The following is a 16,417-nucleotide window of genomic DNA, read 5'->3' on the forward strand; positions in this document are numbered from 1 at the left end:
TGCTCCTCTCTCCACCGAGGAAGGTCTCACAATGCAACCGATGAGTCCAGCGTCTTGCGGGGGAGAGTAGGGCGGGTCACGCCCCCCGTGCGGCAATCATGCTCTCTATGTCGACGAACTTCTCGCGCGGGGCACCGCTGCGTGCCGCGGCAATTTCGGCCTCTTCGATCCGTTGCCAGTCGCGGAAGCTAACGACGTCGAGCGCACGCTTCTGCGCAAGCTCGTCGAAGTCCTCGCGGCCGCGCTTTCCGGCTCCCTCGCCAATGTCTTCCGCGACCTTTTCGATCACCGTATAGCCATCGGGCCGGTTGGTTCCGATCGTGCCGCTGGGGCCGCGTTTGGCCCAGCCGACGCAATAGAGCGCGGGCGCTATTCGTCCTTCTTCGTTTGGAAACCGGCCCGCGCGCTCGTCGAACGGAACCCCGACGATGGGCGATGTCCGGTATCCGATGCAGCTGATCAGCAGATCGGCGGGGATGCAATAGGTTTCGCCCGATCCGACGGCGCGCCCGTCCTTCAACTCGGTGCGCTCGATCACCAGGCCCGACAAATTGCCTCCTTCTTGTTCGATAAGGGTGGGGCTGGCGAAAAAGTCGAAGTTGATCGAGAGAGCCTTGCCCGCACGGTCGGATGGGGAAAGCGCGGCGAATTCGCGCAGCAGCGTGACCGACTTGCGCTGCCCCGGATCGAGCATATCGTCGCTCTCAGGAGGAGGGAGATCGGCATTCTCGACGCGGGGGACGGCGCGTTCGAGGCGCAGCAATTCGCCAAGTTCCTTCGGCGTCATCATGATCTGGTGAGGCCCGCGGCGGCCGAGAATCGTTATCGTCTCGATGTTGCTGTCGCGCAGCAGCTCAAGCGCATGCGCCACGATGTCGGACCCTTCGAATTCGGCTTCGGTCTTCGACAGGATGCGCGCCACATCGAGTGCGACATTGCCCATGCCGATAATGACCGCATGGCGACCGGACAGGTCCGGGGCGAGCGCGGCATATTCCGGATGGCCGTTGTACCAGCCTACGAAAGCTGCACTGCCGAAGACGTTCGCACTGTCCGCGCCGGGGATGGGCAAGTCGCGATCGCGCGGCGCACCGGTAGCCAGAATCACTGCGTCGTACAGTTCGGTCAATTCCTCGATCGCAATGTCGCGGCCGATTTCGACATTTCCGGCAAAACGGACGGTGTCGCCGATGGCGGTCTTTTCGTAGCGACGCGCAACCGCCTTGATCGATTGATGATCGGGGGCGACACCGGTACGGATCAGACCGAATGGGACGGGCAGCTTGTCGAAGATATCGACCCTGGCATCCTCACCCCATTGTTTTACCGCAGCCTCGGCGGTGTAATAGCCAGCCGGGCCCGAACCGACGATCGCGATATGTCGCATGCATCTCTCCCTTCCGGAGCGCGCGATGAAGCACGATTGCCCCTATGCTGGCAAGCAGCTCGTCCCGTCAGCGCATCGCGCCGTGGTTATTCGTTTGGCAAGGATTCATGGTTACCTTTATGTCTACTCGGGACACCGGCGGATGCGTCGCGTCCTCATCATTCGGGAGCCGAATTCACCATGGCAGGGTTTTTCTCGCGCGCAGGGCGAGGGCGGACTGAACGCAGCGGTACTGCGGACGGGTCTGTCCTGCGCCCCATCGGAGCATCCGATATCGCGCGTCGGGTCGAATTGCTGGACAGCTTCGAAGCGGCGGGCCTGGGCTGGTTCTGGGCGACGGATTCGGAAGGCCGGCTCATCTACCTCTCTCCCAATGCCGAACGCGAGCTTGGCTGGGAAACGGGGGAGGCGATCGGCAAGTCACTGGGTGAATTGTTCATTGCCGAACAGGCCGATGATCCCGATCGTCCCGAACGCCCGCTGACCTTCCTCCTGCGCGCGCGCAATTCGATCAGCCAGCTCAACGTGCGCTTGGCTATCGAAGGACGCGAGGTCTGGTGGGAAATCGCCGGCAAGCCGCAATTCGACGCCCATGACGAATTCGTCGGCTATCGCGGAAGTGCGAAGGACATTACCGAGGCGCGCGAAAGCCAGCGCGATGCCGAACGGCTCGCGCAATTCGATCCAGTGACGGGCCTGCCGAACAGCCAGCGCGCCAATCTTCGGCTGACGGAGATGCTCAAGGCCTATCGCAATACCAAGCGATCCTGTGCCCTTCTGATCATCAATCTCGACCGGTTCAAGCACATCAATGAAACGCTCGGTCATGCGGCAGGCGATGAACTGCTCAAGCAGGCGGCAGCTCGCCTCGAACGGATTGCCGGCGGCAAGGCCGAAATTGCTCGTCGGGGTGGTAACGCTTTCCAGATCGTCCTGCCCGACACGGACGATCGCGGCACGCTGGGCGATCTTGCGCAGAGGGTCATTCAGCTGCTCTCGCAGCCCTATTCGGTCGAAGGTTCGCGCGCGATAATCGGGACCACGGTGGGGGTCGCGGTCGCGCCCTATGACGGTCTCGATGCCGACGCGCTGGTCACTGCGGCCGAACTCGCCGTCCAAGCCGCCAATGGCGGGGGGCGCGGACAGTATCGGTTCTATTCGAGCGATCTCGCCGATGGGGCGAAGTTGCGTCGGCAGATCGAGCAGGACTTGCGCGATGCGATCGACAAGGGGCAGCTGGTCATGCATTATCAGCCGGTCGTCTGTACCAAGACGCGGCTGGTACGCAGTTGTGAAGCCCTGATGCGCTGGCACCACCCCGACCGTGGGGACATCCGGCCCGACGTGTTCATTCCTATCGCCGAAGAAATCGGCGTGATCAAAGCGATGGGCGAATGGGCATTGCACGAAGTGTGTCGCGAGGCGCGGGCTTGGCCGGTGGATCTGCGCGTTGCGGTAAACGTTTCGGCGGTTCAGTTCACCCAGGACGATTTCCCGCAGATCGTCAGCCGCGCACTCAAGCAGAGCGGCCTGCCGCCCGAACGGCTCGAGCTGGAAATTACCGAAAGCGTCTTCCTCGGCGACAATGGCGGCACGCAGAGGGTGTTCGAAGATCTCAAGGCGATCGGGGTAAAACTGGCGCTCGACGATTTCGGTACGGGTTACAGCTCGCTCAGCTATCTGCGCACCGCGCCGTTCGACAAGATCAAGATCGACCAGAGCTTCGTGCGCGGTGCCACCGAGCCCGACAACAACAATGCGGCGATCATGCAGGCGATCGTCAGCCTGGCCGCTGCACTGGACATGGAGACCGTCGCCGAGGGTGTCGAATCCGAAGACGAACTCGACCTCGTTACCGAGCGCGGCGCCACATTGGTGCAGGGGCATATCTTCTCGCGCGCCGTGCCCAACGAGGAGCTGCTCCAGCGTCTCGAGAAGAAGCAATTGAAATATGAGCCGCGCGGGCCCGCCAAGCACCGCGCTGCGCGCAAGACCGTGTTCCGCCGGGTCGGGCTGATCCACGAAGATAGCCGCTACCGCGTGGTGATGCGCAACCTGTCGAAGACCGGCGCGATGATCGAGGGCGTGATGGACGTGCCACCGGGTACGCAAGTGGTGCTCGACCTCGGGAACGGCCAATTGGCGGTCGCCACCGTACGGCGGTCGCGCGGGGCGGTGCAGGGGGTCGAATTCGAAACTCCCCTGATCAGCGACGGCGCCGATGGTCTGTGCACCCGCCATCGTGTTTCGCCCTACCAGATCGAGGCCGCCGGCCGCCCGCTCGCCGCTTTGCCGCAGGATCCCTACGCGCTGATCGCGGGTGATGCGGTGAACGATGCGTTGAAGCGCAAATTCGTCGAAGTCGAAGTCGGCGGACCAAAGCCCGGCACCGCGTACTGAAGCGCAATTCCGCTTCGCATCATCACACCGCACAGCACGCTTGGCGAGATTGCCGCGCGCAGCTAAGGCGCGCGCAAGGCATTCTGTGTGCCATCATTTTCGCTTAAGCAGTTTTTATGACCGATCTCTCGAAAATCCGCAATTTCAGCATCATTGCCCATATCGACCATGGCAAGTCGACCCTCGCCGACCGGCTGATCCAGCATTGCGGGGGGCTGACCGACCGCGAGATGTCCGAGCAAGTCCTTGATAACATGGACATCGAGAAGGAACGCGGCATCACCATCAAGGCGCAGACCGTGCGCCTCAACTACACCGCGCGCGACGGCGAGACCTATGAGCTCAACCTCATGGACACGCCCGGCCATGTCGACTTCGCCTATGAAGTCTCGCGCAGCCTCGCCGCCTGCGAAGGCGCGCTGCTGGTGGTCGACGCGGCGCAGGGCGTCGAGGCGCAGACGCTCGCCAATGTCTACCAGTCGATCGAGCACGACCACGAGATCGTCCCCGTGATCAACAAGATCGACCTCCCCGCCGCCGAACCCGAACGGGTCGCCGAGGAGATCGAGGAAATCGTCGGCATCGAGGCGACCGGCGCGTGGGAAGAGGGCGGCGCGGTCCTCACCAGCGCCAAGTCGGGCATCGGCATCGAGGACACGCTCGAGGCGCTGGTCCGGCGCATCCCCGCCCCCACGGGCGACCGCGATGCACCGCTCAAGGCGATGCTGGTCGACAGCTGGTACGACCCCTATCTCGGCGTGGTCATCCTCGTCCGCGTGATGGACGGCGTCATCAAGAAGGGCCTCAACGTCAAATTCATGCAGGGCGGCACGCAGCACCTGATCGACCGCGTCGGCTGCTTCACCCCCAAGCGCACCGACCTGCCCGAACTGGGCCCGGGCGAGATCGGCTTCATCACCGCGCAGATCAAGGAAGTCGAACAGGCGCGCGTCGGCGACACGATCACCACGGTGAAGGGCGGGGCGGAGAAAGCGCTGGCGGGCTACAAGGAAGTCCAGCCGGTGGTGTTCTGCGGGCTGTTCCCCGTCGACGCCGCCGATTTCGAGAAATTGCGCGAGAGCATCGGCAAGCTGCGGCTGAACGATGCGAGCTTCAGCTACGAGATGGAAAGCTCCGCCGCGCTGGGCTTCGGCTTCCGCGCGGGCTTCCTCGGCCTGCTGCACCTGGAAATCATCCAGGAGCGCCTCTCCCGCGAATACGATCTCGACCTCATCACCACCGCGCCATCCGTCGTCTACCGCGTGCACCTCGGCCATTCGAAGACCGAGGACGCCAAGACGATCGACATCCACAACCCCGCCGACTGGCCCGACGTCAACCGCATCGAGACGATCGAGGAGCCGTGGATCAAGGCGGTGATCTACACGCCCGACGAATATCTCGGCGCGATCCTCAAGCTGTGCCAGGACCGCCGCGGCATCCAGACCGACCTCACCTATGTCGGCGGCCGCGCGCAGGTGAGCTACGAGCTGCCGCTGAACGAGGTGGTGTTCGACTTCTACGACCGGCTGAAGAGCATCAGCCGCGGCTATGCCAGCTTCGATTACGAGCAGATCGGCCTGCGCGAGGGCGACCTCGTCAAGATGAACATCCTCGTCAATGCAGAAGCCGTCGACGCGCTATCGCTGATCGTCCACCGCAGCGTGGCCGAGGAACGCGGCCGCGGCATGTGCGAGCGCCTGAAGGACCTGATCCCGCGCCATTTGTTCAAGATTCCGATCCAGGCCGCGATTGGCGGCAAGGTAATCGCCCGCGAAACCATCGCCGCTTTGCGCAAAGACGTGACCGCCAAATGCTATGGCGGCGACATCACGCGCAAGAAGAAGCTGCTCGAAAAGCAGAAGAAGGGGAAGGCGCGGATGCGGGAATATGGAAACGTGAGCATCCCGCAGGAAGCCTTTATTGCTGCGCTGCGGATGGGGGAGGAGTAACCTCCGCTAATCCTGAGCCTGTCGAAGGATGCGGATGGGCGAGGGATAGCCTCCCCGAACCGGGGAGGGGTACCACCGAAGGTGGTGAAGGGGCACCGCCTTTAGCTCAGGCCCGTATCCGTCTGAAAGCGAAGCTGCTCGAAGGTTGCCTAACGTCGCGTCGTGTTCGTGCTGCGTTTAAAGGTGAGTAGGCGGACTGCCAGCGTCACATGTGACGAAGTAATGGCTGTGGATTGTTAGATCTCGCCACTTGCAGATTAACCACGGCAATGCGATTCGCGGAAGTTGACTGAAGTGGGGAGCCAGGATTGGCGCCTGACTCCCCTTCAACCACCGAACCTGAGCGGTTGTGGTGGAGGTCGTTTCCGTGCTGGAAACCTCGTGTGTATGATCTCGTGGGGCAAGACCCGTCAAGCAACTGCTCTAAATATGAATTGGGTCGGCAAACAGGCTTTCAACAGGATTTTCCACAACCCAATTCAGCTTTGAAGCGAGTTGTAAGAAATGGCGTTAGAGAACATACACCTTCGGAAGCTGCTGAAGCTCATGTACCTTGAGCCGAACAAGCGTCGTTCGGCTTTGCGGACAGACATTCGCGAGGACGTCCGGCGCGAAGCAGGCGAGATTGGAGGGGGCGGAGATTTCTACTCCCCATTCTGGGCCGATGCGAAGGCGCACGTGTTTGGAGGCCCGGACCTTAGGATATCCACGGCAGAAAGGATTGCCGCCAACGCTCGCAGAAGCAATTTGTACCCGCAGTTGCGAGATGGCTTTCTGAACTGGTGGGACGAGAGAAGGCGTTGGACAAACCTTCCTTTCAATCCCGGACGGAAGCTCAGAGATCGGTTTCGATTTCACGAGCTCGACGCAATTGTCAAAATTGATAACATCCTGACGGTCGTAGACGGCAATGGCGATGAGCATGTCGTTTATTCGTATTTTTCACCCGAGCCGTCGCTATCAGTGGACGGAGCCCGTTTGGGTTTGTGGCTTCTGTCCCAAACGTTCCCAACGATCCCTGCGAATGAGCTAAGGATCTTGGATATCATCCGTGGCACTACCTTTTCTGTTGATCGGAGTCCCCTTACTGGAGAGGAAGAGATTGAGTTTCGTGCACGCTATGCGCGGCTGATCGAAGAGCGAGATCGCTTGCGAGAGGAGTACGAATGATCCATCTTGTGCCTCAAATCTAGTTCCTAAAGCTGGGGTTGGGGAGCATGACTAGTCAGATCGATTGTGAGTGTGAGTTGGACGCGCACTCCTTGAACTACGCGTTCAAGTATTTTGAGCTGCATGCCGCTCAACGTATGACAGTATTTAATTTCTTTCTCTTACTTTCGGGAGCCCTATCAGGCGGTATAGGGGCGTCTCTAATGGGAGATAATGTTTTCCCATTGAGTGCTCTCTTTCTTTCGGCTCTCCTCATTCTTCTAAGCTTAGTATTCTACAAGCTTGATCGGCGAACCTCCTTTCTTATCAAGCATGCAGAGCTCGCTTTGAGCAAGAGTGAGAGTCGTGTCATCGCGACTGAATGTCGGCTCGTTGGTAATGAGCGAGGTGCATTCGATCGTTGGCAAAACGCGCAAAGCCGTGTCGCCCGAGCATGGTCCTATAGCTATTGCTTCAAGGTGGTATTCCTCGGATCAACAGTTGTCGGGATCGTCGGCCTTTTCTATAGTATATATCTATTGTGGGAATAGTATAAGGGCGTGAGGGGATGACGGAGCCATCTGCATTGACTTTTGAGCAGCAAACTGAGGCGATCGCATCAATGATGAGGTCGGCTTTAGGTGCCGCAAAATATGACTATCTTAGTGGTCCGATAACTGGCGGTCCGCGCTTTATTAATTGGGAAAGAAGTGTGGGTATCTCACTCTCTGATGATGAGCAGACCTATCGACTTTTGCGAAAGAGGCAGGTGATTGACCCAAATATCAAGGATCTGATCAGATTTGCGGAGAGCTTTAGGTCGGAAAAGAATTTGAATGTTATCGAGCCTGGAAGTTTTGAGTCGCCAAACCAGCTTTGGAGCCAGAATGAATTTTACAGGTTCTGGGAAAGTGTCATTACCGACAGAGCGGACCGAGTCATATTTTGTGATGGATGGGAGACTAGCGTAGGTTGCACATATGAATACTTGTGCGCGGTCCGCAACGGCCAGAAAACTCTAGATACTCGCTTAAAGTCTCTGCCTTTTTCAAAGGCAGTCAGCCTTATCAAACGAAGCTCAAAAGACTTTGACGAGATTTCTGAACGGATGAAACAGCACCGGGCGAAGCTTTTGGCGATGGGGCAGGCGATCGAATTTTCGGCGAATGACCAGCAGTCCTAGGGATGACCTTCGGTGTTTTTATGCACAAGGATGGGTCGATTTACGACGACATTCCCGAAGTGCACTACCAGTTTCCGAAGAGCTATCTCACCCGCGCCCAGCAGATGGTCGGCGACTGGATCGTCTATCGCGAACCGGTCAAGATTCCGAACTCCAAGGGCTTCTTCGCGGTGGCGAAGGTCGAGGAAATCATTCCTGACCCGACAGAGCCTGATCGCTATCGCGCGATCATCGAGCAAGGCAGCTATCTGCCTTTCGAGCCGACCGTTCCGCATATCCTGAACGGCGAGCAGGTTGAGCGCGGTGTTCTCAATGAAGAAGGCAAGGTATCTGGCCGCGCTCAAGCGGCCGTCCGCCCGCTTTCGCATTCAGACTTCGCGCGGATCATATCGCTCGGCCTGCCGGATGAGAACTTCCTGCCCCGCAGCGATGACGAAGTGGTCGAGGACAACCGCGTTCGCGACCATCAGACCCCGTTCGAAATCGAGCGGCCCATTGTTCAGTCGCTTGTCTCCAAGCCATTCCGCGACCGCGCTTTTCGCCGCGCCGTGATGCATGCTTATGATGGCCGCTGCGCGGTAACTGGCTGGAAGCTGGTCAATGGCGGCGGTCGCTTGGAAGCGCAGGCCGCGCATATCCGCCCGGTCGAGCACGGCGGACCTGACAGCGTGCGCAATGGGCTGGCGCTGTCAGGCACGGCGCATTGGATGTTCGACAGGGGACTGATTGGTTTCAGGGATGATCTGGAGATCATCGTGCATCGAAAAGTCAATGACCGCGAAGGTGTCGAAGCGATCATCAATCCGACGGGCAAGCTCAAGGCGCCAGAGATCGAGTCCTACCGCCCGCATCCCAAGTTCCTGTCGTGGCATCGTGAATTTCACGGCTTCGACACGTAGCATCAACCCGGTTCCGTGAAGTCATTCCGAGCGTCGGGTTTTTGTTTGCGCCCTCAAGCGCCGGGCGGGGCGCATCCGCGCCCCTTGGCTACGCGGCATAAGCCGCGACGCGCTTGCAGGTGGCCTTTGGCCGTCTGCGCCTTCGGCTTCGACTCCGCGCTTGCACTCGGCTGCGCCTCGCGGTCTAGCGCCAGACCGGTGCGGGCCCAACGATCCGCAGGGTGTGCGGACAGTTGGGGGTCAATCCCACCCCGCATCCTTGATCGTCCGACACCGGGGCCCCGTGTCTTCGGCAGGCTCCTCCGACGCCTCGCCCGCGCTCGCCTCGGGCGACGGTAGCGGCATCGCCTCCTCCACCGCGTCCCACCGCGCGTCGGGATCGTCGTAGAGCTCGTGTTCGGGGTCGTCGTAGCAGAGGTAGCCTTCTGCGCGGTCGAGCGCCTCCAGCCGCTTGTACTCCGCCCATGCCGCGCGGGTGCGGGGGCTCAGCTGGGCGTGCCAGTTTTCGTAGCCCGCGTTGAGCTTGGCGTTGAGCGAGCGCAGCGTCTCGGCCTCTTCCTCGCCCGCGGCGGCGTTGCGCTCGGCCTCCCATTCCTTGCGCCATTGCTTCTTCAGCCGCTCGCGCTCCATCTTGCCCACCGCGTCGGGGCCCTTGGGCCGCCCTTCGGCAAATCGCTCGGGCGCGCGGTTGCGCAGCATGAACATCAGCAGCCGGTCGTTGTGCACCGTGCGGCTGCCGACGAGCTTGCCATAGGAATAGACCGGCACCTCGACCCCGTTCAAGGCGCGGTCCATCGCGACATCCTCGATCCGCTGGATGCCGAGGTCGAGCGCGGCCTGCCAGGCGGAGCGGAAGCTGGCGGCCTCGGGGTGGCGGCGAAGGAGGTAGGCGCCGACCTCGGCGCGGCCGACCGCGCGGCAGGCGCTGGCGACGCTGCCGGTATCCGCCAGCGCCTCGATAAAGGCGCGCTGGACATGCGGCTTCCACCCGTTGGAGCGTTCCTTCGCGCGCGGGACGGGGGTGAAGGCGGGCAGCGTGCCGCGCGCGGTGCGGGGGTGTTGGGTGGGGCCGGTATCGGGGTCGTGGTCGTGGTCGGTCATCTGCGAGGGTGGAGCAGATTTGGCGCGAGTAGGAAAATTCCGGGGGAGGGGGAGGGGGAGAGGAAGGCGTTTTTGCGTTACGAACCCGCATCCGCGGGTGCATCCCCTGGTGAGTCCTTGTGTTACGCACCCGCATCCGCGGGTGCATCCTCGGGGCTGTTCCTCCGTCGCTGCGCTCCTACGGGCCCCTGCGGGCGGCCGGTCGGCCTTGCCGGGCCTCCGCCGGCCCGGATCTGGCACGATGGAGCAAGCGGGCGCTGGTTCCGAGCCGCAGGCGAGGCAAGGCCGACTGGCCGCCCGCAGCGGGTGCAGCTTGCTGCACGTCTAGCGAGGACGCACCCGCGGATGCGGGTGCGCAAAACAAAAAAACAAACCCACATCCCGCTTACCAAATCTTAACCCGGCCACGATAACAGTCAGGCGGGGGCGGTGCATCGGGCGCCGGGTCCAACCCCATTTCGAAAGTTTGGTCCGATGGCATCTGTGTGTCGTCTGCTGGCACGTCTGCGGCGCAATGAGCGGGGCAACGTGCTGGCCATCGTGGGTGCGGCGCTGGTGCCGCTGACCATCATGATCGGTAGCGGCATCGACTTGAGCCGCGCCTATATGGCCAAGGCCAAGATGCAGAGCGCCTGCGACGCCGCGAGCCTTGCCGCGCGGCGGGTGATGAAGGACGACCAGCTGACCGAGGCGGTGCGCGCGACGGGGCTCGAGTTCTTCTTCTTCAACTATCCGCAGGGGCTGTATGGCGCGAGCCGGTTCAACCCCGCGGTGAGCAAGCCCGAGGCGGGGGTGATCCGGATCGCCGCCGATGCCAGGATCCCGACGGTGGTGATGCAGATGTTCGGCTTCTCCACCCTGCCGGTGGCGGTGAGCTGCGATGCTTCGCTCAATTTCGTCAACACCGATATCGTGCTGGTGCTCGACGTGACCGGTTCGATGAACGACCGGGTCGACGGGACTCGCAAGATCGAGGCGCTGCAGGACGCGGTGATGGCGCTGTATGACGAGCTCGCGCCGATCCAGGCGCAGCTCGCCTCGCAGGGGCTGCGGCTGCGCTATGGCGTGGTGCCCTATTCGAGCACGGTCAATGTCGGGCGGCTGCTCTATGCCGACGACCCGGCAAACCTGCGCGCGAACGTCACCGTGCCTTCGCGCGTGTCGAACATGACCAAGCCGGTCTACACCGCCAATACGCCGACGACGAGCGCGGACTGGGAGGTCTACAACGGCACGCGCACCGAGTCGCAGTGCCAGAGCTATGTCGGCGCGAACGACGTGACCTCGAACCCCGGCGCGCCTTCGCCCAAGGTGGTGACCAGGTACCAGGGGACGGCCTCGAGCAGCGGTTACGTCAAGTCGCAGAACTGGAATTACAACGGGCAGAGCGGCAGCTGCCGGCGGTGGAAGATCGTCGAGACAACCACCTACGACACCGCCTATGCGCACAATGGCTGGACCTATCGCCACAGCGAATACGCGATCGGCGACTATCTCAAGCCGGGCGGTGCAATGCCGATCGCGCCCACGGCGGAGGGGACGGTGCGGACCGCGGGTGCGTACAATGCGCAGGCGCTGGCAGGCGCGGTGACCGGCGGCGGGGTCGGCAATGCGGTGTGGAACGGCTGCATCGAGGAGCGCGACACGGTCACCTCGATCGATGGCGGCAGCAGCCTCGCGATCCCCGCGGGGGCGCATGACCTCGATATCAACCTCGTGCCCAACAGCGATGCCACGCGCTGGCGGGCGATGGTCCCCGATCTCATCTACCAGCGCAATGCGGGCACCGGCTCTGCCAATTCGACCGCCGGCGCGAGCAGCACCACCGGGTGGATAAAGGGCAACAGTTACGAGTCCGGTTACTGGGCCTGCCCGACCGAGGCGCGGCGGCTGCAGGTGTGGGACCGCGGCGCGCTCGACGGCTATGTGAAGGGGCTGCAGACGGTCGGGGGGACCTATCACGACATCGGCATGATCTGGGGCGCGCGGTTCATCTCGACCGGCGGCGTGTTCGGCGACAGCTGCGATGTCTACAACGGCATGCCCTGCAACCGTCACGTGATCTTCATGACCGACGGCGACCAGACCGCCTATTGCAACGTCTATGGCTCCTACGGGCTCGAGCGCAACGATATGCGCGTGCGCGGCAGCGGCGGCTGTTCGTCGGACGATCCGAACAATTCCACGGTCAAGAACCTGGTGGCACGCCACGAGCAGCGCTTCCGCATGGCCTGCAACGCGGCCAAGAACACCAACACTTCGGTCTGGGTGATCGGCTTCGCCACCGGGCTCAACGCGAACCTGACCGGCTGCGCGAGCAGCCCGGCGCAGGCCGACACGGCCGCCAACCGCACCGCGCTGATCGCCAAGTTCCGCCAGATCGGCAACCAGATCGGCGCGCTGAGGCTGACGCAGTGATCGCGCTGCTGGCCCGGCTGCGGCGCGCGCAACGCGGCGCGGCAATCGTCGAATTCGCGCTGGTACTGGTGCCGCTGGTGCTTTTCCTCTTCGGCGGGCTCGACCTCGGCTACCAGGCCTATCTGCGCTCGGTGGTGCAGGGGGCGCTCAACGATGTCGCGCGCAGCAGCTCGCTCGAGGCGCCGGGCATTTCCTGTTCGGGCGAAACGGTGGAGAAGAAGATCGACTGCGCTATCCGCACCCGGTCCGACGTGGTCGCGCGCAATGCGACCTATCGGATCTCGATGACCAGTTTCTACGATTTCTCCGGCATCGGCCGCAGCGAAAAGCTGGTCTCCGACAACAACCGCAACGGGCGCTACGACGCGGGCGACTGTTTCGTCGATCTCAACGAGAACGGCAGCTTCGACGAGGGCGCAGGACGCACCGGGCGCGGCGGCGCGGACGACGTGGTGTTCTACAAGGTCGAGCTGGCAATGCCGCGGCTGTTCCCGATCCATCGTTTTCTCGACGTCTCGCCCGAATATGCGATTACCGCTACCAGCGCGATCCGCAACCAGCCCTATGCGGTGCAGAAGGTGCCGCCGACCGTATGCGTATGACCGATTTCGCTCTTATCCGGCGGCCATTCCCTCTCAGGCGGCCGATCCCCGTGACCGGCCTGCTCGCACGGCTGCGCGCGTCGCGCAGCGGCATCGCGCTGACCGAGTTTGCCATTTCGCTGCCGATCTTCGTGACGCTGCTGTTCGGCGGGCTCGAGATCATCAGTTTGGTGATGGCGCATATGCGGATGAGCCAGGTCGCGATCAGCGTGGCCGATAACGCCGGACGCGTGCGGACCAAGATCGACGAGGCCGACATCTATGAAGTGTTCGCGGGCGCGAACCTGGTCGGCGGGGGCGATTTCCACCGCGACGCGCGCGTGATCCTGTCGTCGCTCGAACCCAACAAGCAGACGGGCAGCCGGGCGGGCCAGATGATCACCTGGCAACGCTGCTATGGCGCGCTCCCGGTGTCGCCACGCTACGGCGCCGAAGGCACGGGCAAGAACGACAATTCGCTGGCGCTGGGCATGGGATCGCTCAATTCGCGGATCCGCGCCGCCGAAGGCACCGCGGTGATGTTCGCCGAAGTGTCCTATCGCTACACGCCCAGGATCCTGCCGAGCATCGTCAGCAACGGGATCGACCTGCGCTACGAGAGCGCCTTCAACGTACGCGAGCGCAACGACCAGGATATTTCCAATATCCAGCGACTGGCCACCAACGCCTGTTGAGGACTGGATGAACAGCAAGTTCGCCTTGTCGATCGCGGCGACGGTGATGCTGCTGGTCCTCGCCATGCTGGGCGAGGGCGGTGCCGTATCGAACATTGCGCAGGCGGATGCCGCGCAGACCGAACAGGCACGCCGGATCTTGAGCCGGGGCGGCGATCCGCAGCCTGTATCGGCGCCGGGCGCATCCTCGCCCTGGGCGGTGTCGGCCGATACGCCTGCGACGCCGCACGGCGCGAGCATTACGGCCGCCTCCGCGATCCCCGTTTACGAATATCGCAATGTACCGGTCGCGATACCGCAGGAAATCCTCGATCCCGACAAAGTAGCGGCCAGCCCGATCCGATAGACCGGGCTGGCCGTCTCAAACGCTTTCAGCGTGTCGTTTACGGACGGGTCTGTCCGTCGCCGTGCACGAGGTACTTGAAGCTGCACAGCTGTTCGAGCCCGACCGGGCCGCGCGCGTGCATCTTGCCCGTCGCGATGCCGATTTCCGCGCCCATGCCGAATTCGCCGCCATCGGCGAACTGCGTGCTGGCATTGTGCATCACGATCGCGCTGTCGATGCTGGTCATGAACTTGCGCGCGGCGGCTTCATCCTCGGTGATGATCGCGTCGGTATGATGGCTCGAATGCTCTTCGACCCAGGCGATGCCTTCATCGAGGCCGTCGACGATCTTCACGCTGGCGATCGGGTCGAGATATTCGGTATTCCAGTCTTCCTCGGTAGCGGGCTTGAGCCGATCGTCGATAGCCACTGCATCGGCATCGCCGCGCAGTTCGCAATCGGCGCCCATCGTGTCGGCGAATTTGGGTATGAAATCCTCGGCCACCGCGCGGTCGACCACCACGCTTTCGGTCGCGCCGCACACGCCGGTACGGCGCAGCTTGGCATTGCGGATCACCTTGACCGCCTTGTCGAGGTCGGCTGCCGCATGGACATAGCTGTGGCAATTGCCATCGAGGTGGAGCAGCGTGGGCACGCTCGCCTGGTCGCGGACCAGCTCGACCAGCCCGCGCCCGCCGCGCGGAATCACGAGGTCGACGAACTGATCGGCCTTGAGCAATGCGGCGACGGCATTGCGGTCGGTGGTGCCCACGGTCTGTACCGCATCTTCGGGAAGGTCCGCCGCGTTCAGTCCGGCGCGCATGCATTCGACGATCACGCGCGTCGAATGGCGGCTTTCGCTGCCACCGCGCAGGATCACCGCATTGCCCGACTTGAGGCACAGGGCGGAGGCATCCGCACCGACATTGGGGCGCGATTCATAGATCATGCCGATCACGCCGATAGGTACGGCAACGCGATCGATGGTCAGGCCGTTGGGGCGCTCGAACGTGGCAAGCTGGCGACCCACGGGATCGGGCAGTTCGGCGATCTCCTCAAGCGCGCCGGCCATGCCTTCGATCCGGTCTTGGGTCAGGCGCAGGCGGTCGATGAAGCTTTCGGGCTTGCTGCCCTCGACGCTTTTTACGTCTTCGGCGTTGGCCTCCAGCAATTCGCCGGTCCGGCTGCGAAGCGCCTTGGCGGCTTCGCGCAGCGCGGTGTTCTTCGCGTCGGTACTGGCCGACAACAGGCCACGCGCCGCCTTCCGCGCGCGCTGGCCCAGTTCATGGATATGGATTTGCGGATCAAGTGTCTGGTCGGTCATAAAAATCTTCCGTTAACGTGTGTTGGGGCGGGAGGCGCTGGGCATCAGCGCAGCTCGACCGCCCGGTCGTATGCGGCCTGCAGTGTATCATGCAGCCGGGTGGAAAGGCCACCGTCGCCATTGAGCGCGTTGAGCCCGGCAGCGGTCGTGCCGCCCTTGCTGGTGACCGAATTGCGCAATTCCTCGAGGCTGGGCGCGCCGGCCTCGCTGGCCATGGCGATCGCACCGCCGATCGTGCCCAGCACCATGTCGCGCGCTTCGTCCTCGTCGAAGCCCTGCGCCATCGCCGCCTCGGCGTAGGCGCGTGCGATTTCGAAGACGTAGCCCGGGCCCGAGCCTGCAACTGCAGTGACGCGGTCAAGCTTCTCTTCGCTGTCGACGGTGATCGTTGCGCCCGCTCGGCGCATGAAGGCCTCGGCATGGGCGACGTGATCGCCCGTGGCATGCGGACCCGGGCAAATGCCGCTGACACCCTGGCCGATGGCAGCGGGAAGGTTGGGCATGGTGCGGATGACGGGCGCATCGCCCATCAGCGTCGACAGCCGGCCTGCGGAATAGCCCGCGGCAATCGAAAGCACGTAGCCGCCGGGTGCGAGATGTTCGGTATAGTCGGCGAGGATATCGTCGATCAGCTGCGGCTTGACCGCCGCGATGACGAGATCGAAGCGCTGCCCGGCGATGTCGCCGCGGTCGGCAACCAGCGTGACCCCATCGGGCACATCGCTGCCCGCGGGATCGACCACGGTTATCGCTTCGGGACCCTCGACCCATTGCGAAAGTAAAGCGGAACCCATTTTTCCGCATCCGACAATACAAACAGTTTTCGTAATGACTAAAATCCGTTTCCGAGCCTATATGCTCTTGTGATTTCTTCCGCTTACTTGACTACAGAATTCCCGACGCCCGGGAACTCGACTGCTACTTTGACAGTTACCATGTTTTAAGCGCTTGGCCGATATTCGGCAGAATGTGGTTGTGCGCTGCACCATCACTATCTATATTA

The 16,417-nt window shown here is 62.4% G+C and carries 13 protein-coding genes; 8 read left to right on the top strand and 5 right to left on the bottom strand.

Annotated features, from left to right (window positions below; all coding sequences use genetic code 11):
• Positions 1 to 76: 76 nt before the first annotated feature.
• On the bottom strand, positions 77 to 1,387 hold the full coding sequence (locus FHS69_RS01555; protein ID WP_166776003.1) for an FAD-dependent oxidoreductase: 1,311 nt from the start codon (positions 1,385 to 1,387) through the stop codon (positions 77 to 79).
• A gap of 180 nt (positions 1,388 to 1,567) precedes the next feature.
• Between FHS69_RS01555 and FHS69_RS01560 the strand changes: the two genes are divergently transcribed.
• Together FHS69_RS01560 and lepA are read left to right on the top strand one after the other, a co-directional pair.
• Positions 1,568 to 3,787: an EAL domain-containing protein gene (locus FHS69_RS01560; protein ID WP_166776006.1), complete on the top strand. Its 2,220-nt coding sequence runs from the start codon at positions 1,568 to 1,570 to the stop codon at positions 3,785 to 3,787.
• Between the two features lie 116 nt (positions 3,788 to 3,903).
• Positions 3,904 to 5,739 (top strand): translation elongation factor 4, encoded by a 1,836-nt coding sequence (gene lepA, locus FHS69_RS01565; protein WP_166776009.1) that lies wholly within the window; start codon positions 3,904 to 3,906, stop codon positions 5,737 to 5,739.
• Positions 5,740 to 6,249: 510 nt separating this feature from the next.
• Here the strand turns inward: lepA and FHS69_RS01570 are convergent.
• Positions 6,250 to 6,663, bottom strand: coding sequence for a hypothetical protein (locus FHS69_RS01570; RefSeq protein ID WP_166776011.1), 414 nt, complete (start codon positions 6,661 to 6,663; stop codon positions 6,250 to 6,252).
• Positions 6,664 to 7,456: 793 nt separating this feature from the next.
• Here FHS69_RS01570 and FHS69_RS01575 point away from each other — a divergent pair.
• Entirely contained in the window at positions 7,457 to 8,071 is a 615-nt protein-coding gene (locus FHS69_RS01575) for a hypothetical protein (protein WP_166776013.1), read from the top strand.
• A gap of 2 nt (positions 8,072 to 8,073) precedes the next feature.
• Positions 8,074 to 8,970, top strand: coding sequence for an HNH endonuclease (locus FHS69_RS01580; protein ID WP_166776016.1), 897 nt, complete (start codon positions 8,074 to 8,076; stop codon positions 8,968 to 8,970).
• Positions 8,971 to 9,210: 240 nt separating this feature from the next.
• Here the strand turns inward: FHS69_RS01580 and FHS69_RS01585 are convergent, their stop codons facing one another.
• Positions 9,211 to 10,071, bottom strand: a complete 861-nt coding sequence (locus FHS69_RS01585) for a hypothetical protein (RefSeq protein WP_166776019.1) — start codon at positions 10,069 to 10,071, stop codon at positions 9,211 to 9,213.
• Between the two features lie 474 nt (positions 10,072 to 10,545).
• Between FHS69_RS01585 and FHS69_RS01590 the strand changes: the two genes are divergently transcribed.
• Genes FHS69_RS01590 through FHS69_RS01605 form a run of 4 tightly spaced genes read left to right on the top strand, consistent with a single transcriptional unit; the run spans position 10,546 to position 14,111 of the window.
• On the top strand, positions 10,546 to 12,489 hold the full coding sequence (locus FHS69_RS01590; protein WP_166776021.1) for a pilus assembly protein: 1,944 nt from the start codon (positions 10,546 to 10,548) through the stop codon (positions 12,487 to 12,489).
• On the top strand, positions 12,486 to 13,091 hold the full coding sequence (locus FHS69_RS01595) for a TadE/TadG family type IV pilus assembly protein (protein ID WP_067466202.1): 606 nt from the start codon (positions 12,486 to 12,488) through the stop codon (positions 13,089 to 13,091). The genes FHS69_RS01590 and FHS69_RS01595 overlap by 4 nt, the downstream gene beginning before the upstream one ends.
• Entirely contained in the window at positions 13,082 to 13,765 is a 684-nt protein-coding gene (locus tag FHS69_RS01600; RefSeq protein WP_243844500.1) for a TadE/TadG family type IV pilus assembly protein, read from the top strand. The genes FHS69_RS01595 and FHS69_RS01600 overlap by 10 nt, the downstream gene beginning before the upstream one ends.
• 7 nt (positions 13,766 to 13,772) lie before the next feature.
• A complete protein-coding gene (locus tag FHS69_RS01605; RefSeq protein WP_166776023.1) occupies positions 13,773 to 14,111 on the top strand; it encodes a hypothetical protein in 339 nt (112 codons plus the stop codon).
• A gap of 37 nt (positions 14,112 to 14,148) precedes the next feature.
• Here FHS69_RS01605 and FHS69_RS01610 read toward each other — a convergent pair whose 3' ends face one another.
• Both FHS69_RS01610 and FHS69_RS13935 read right to left on the bottom strand, forming a co-directional pair.
• Positions 14,149 to 15,414 (bottom strand): glutamate-5-semialdehyde dehydrogenase, encoded by a 1,266-nt coding sequence (locus FHS69_RS01610; protein WP_166776025.1) that lies wholly within the window; start codon positions 15,412 to 15,414, stop codon positions 14,149 to 14,151.
• A 44-nt stretch (positions 15,415 to 15,458) separates the two neighbouring features.
• Positions 15,459 to 16,253, bottom strand: coding sequence for a pyrroline-5-carboxylate reductase family protein (locus FHS69_RS13935; protein ID WP_319003064.1), 795 nt, complete (start codon positions 16,251 to 16,253; stop codon positions 15,459 to 15,461).
• Between the last annotated feature and the right edge of the window lie 164 nt (positions 16,254 to 16,417).

The sequence above is a fragment of the Qipengyuania flava genome (assembly GCF_011762005.1).
Taxonomy (GTDB): domain Bacteria; phylum Pseudomonadota; class Alphaproteobacteria; order Sphingomonadales; family Sphingomonadaceae; genus Qipengyuania; species Qipengyuania flava.

Bases quoted from the DNA above. Each gene is read 5' to 3' on its own strand.
- FHS69_RS01570 (WP_166776011.1), bottom strand. From the start codon at position 6,663: ATGCTCATCGCCATTGCCGTCTACGACCGTCAGGATGTTATCAATTTT.
- FHS69_RS01600 (WP_243844500.1), top strand. From the start codon at position 13,082: ATGCGTATGACCGATTTCGCTCTTATCCGGCGGCCATTCCCTCTCAGG.
- FHS69_RS01560 (WP_166776006.1), top strand. From the start codon at position 1,568: ATGGCAGGGTTTTTCTCGCGCGCAGGGCGAGGGCGGACTGAACGCAGC.
- FHS69_RS01580 (WP_166776016.1), top strand. From the start codon at position 8,074: ATGACCTTCGGTGTTTTTATGCACAAGGATGGGTCGATTTACGACGAC.
- FHS69_RS01590 (WP_166776021.1), top strand. From the start codon at position 10,546: ATGGCATCTGTGTGTCGTCTGCTGGCACGTCTGCGGCGCAATGAGCGG.
- FHS69_RS01555 (WP_166776003.1), bottom strand. From the start codon at position 1,387: ATGCGACATATCGCGATCGTCGGTTCGGGCCCGGCTGGCTATTACACC.
- lepA (WP_166776009.1), top strand. From the start codon at position 3,904: ATGACCGATCTCTCGAAAATCCGCAATTTCAGCATCATTGCCCATATC.
- FHS69_RS01585 (WP_166776019.1), bottom strand. From the start codon at position 10,071: ATGACCGACCACGACCACGACCCCGATACCGGCCCCACCCAACACCCC.
- FHS69_RS01610 (WP_166776025.1), bottom strand. From the start codon at position 15,414: ATGACCGACCAGACACTTGATCCGCAAATCCATATCCATGAACTGGGC.
- FHS69_RS01605 (WP_166776023.1), top strand. From the start codon at position 13,773: ATGAACAGCAAGTTCGCCTTGTCGATCGCGGCGACGGTGATGCTGCTG.
- FHS69_RS01575 (WP_166776013.1), top strand. From the start codon at position 7,457: ATGACGGAGCCATCTGCATTGACTTTTGAGCAGCAAACTGAGGCGATC.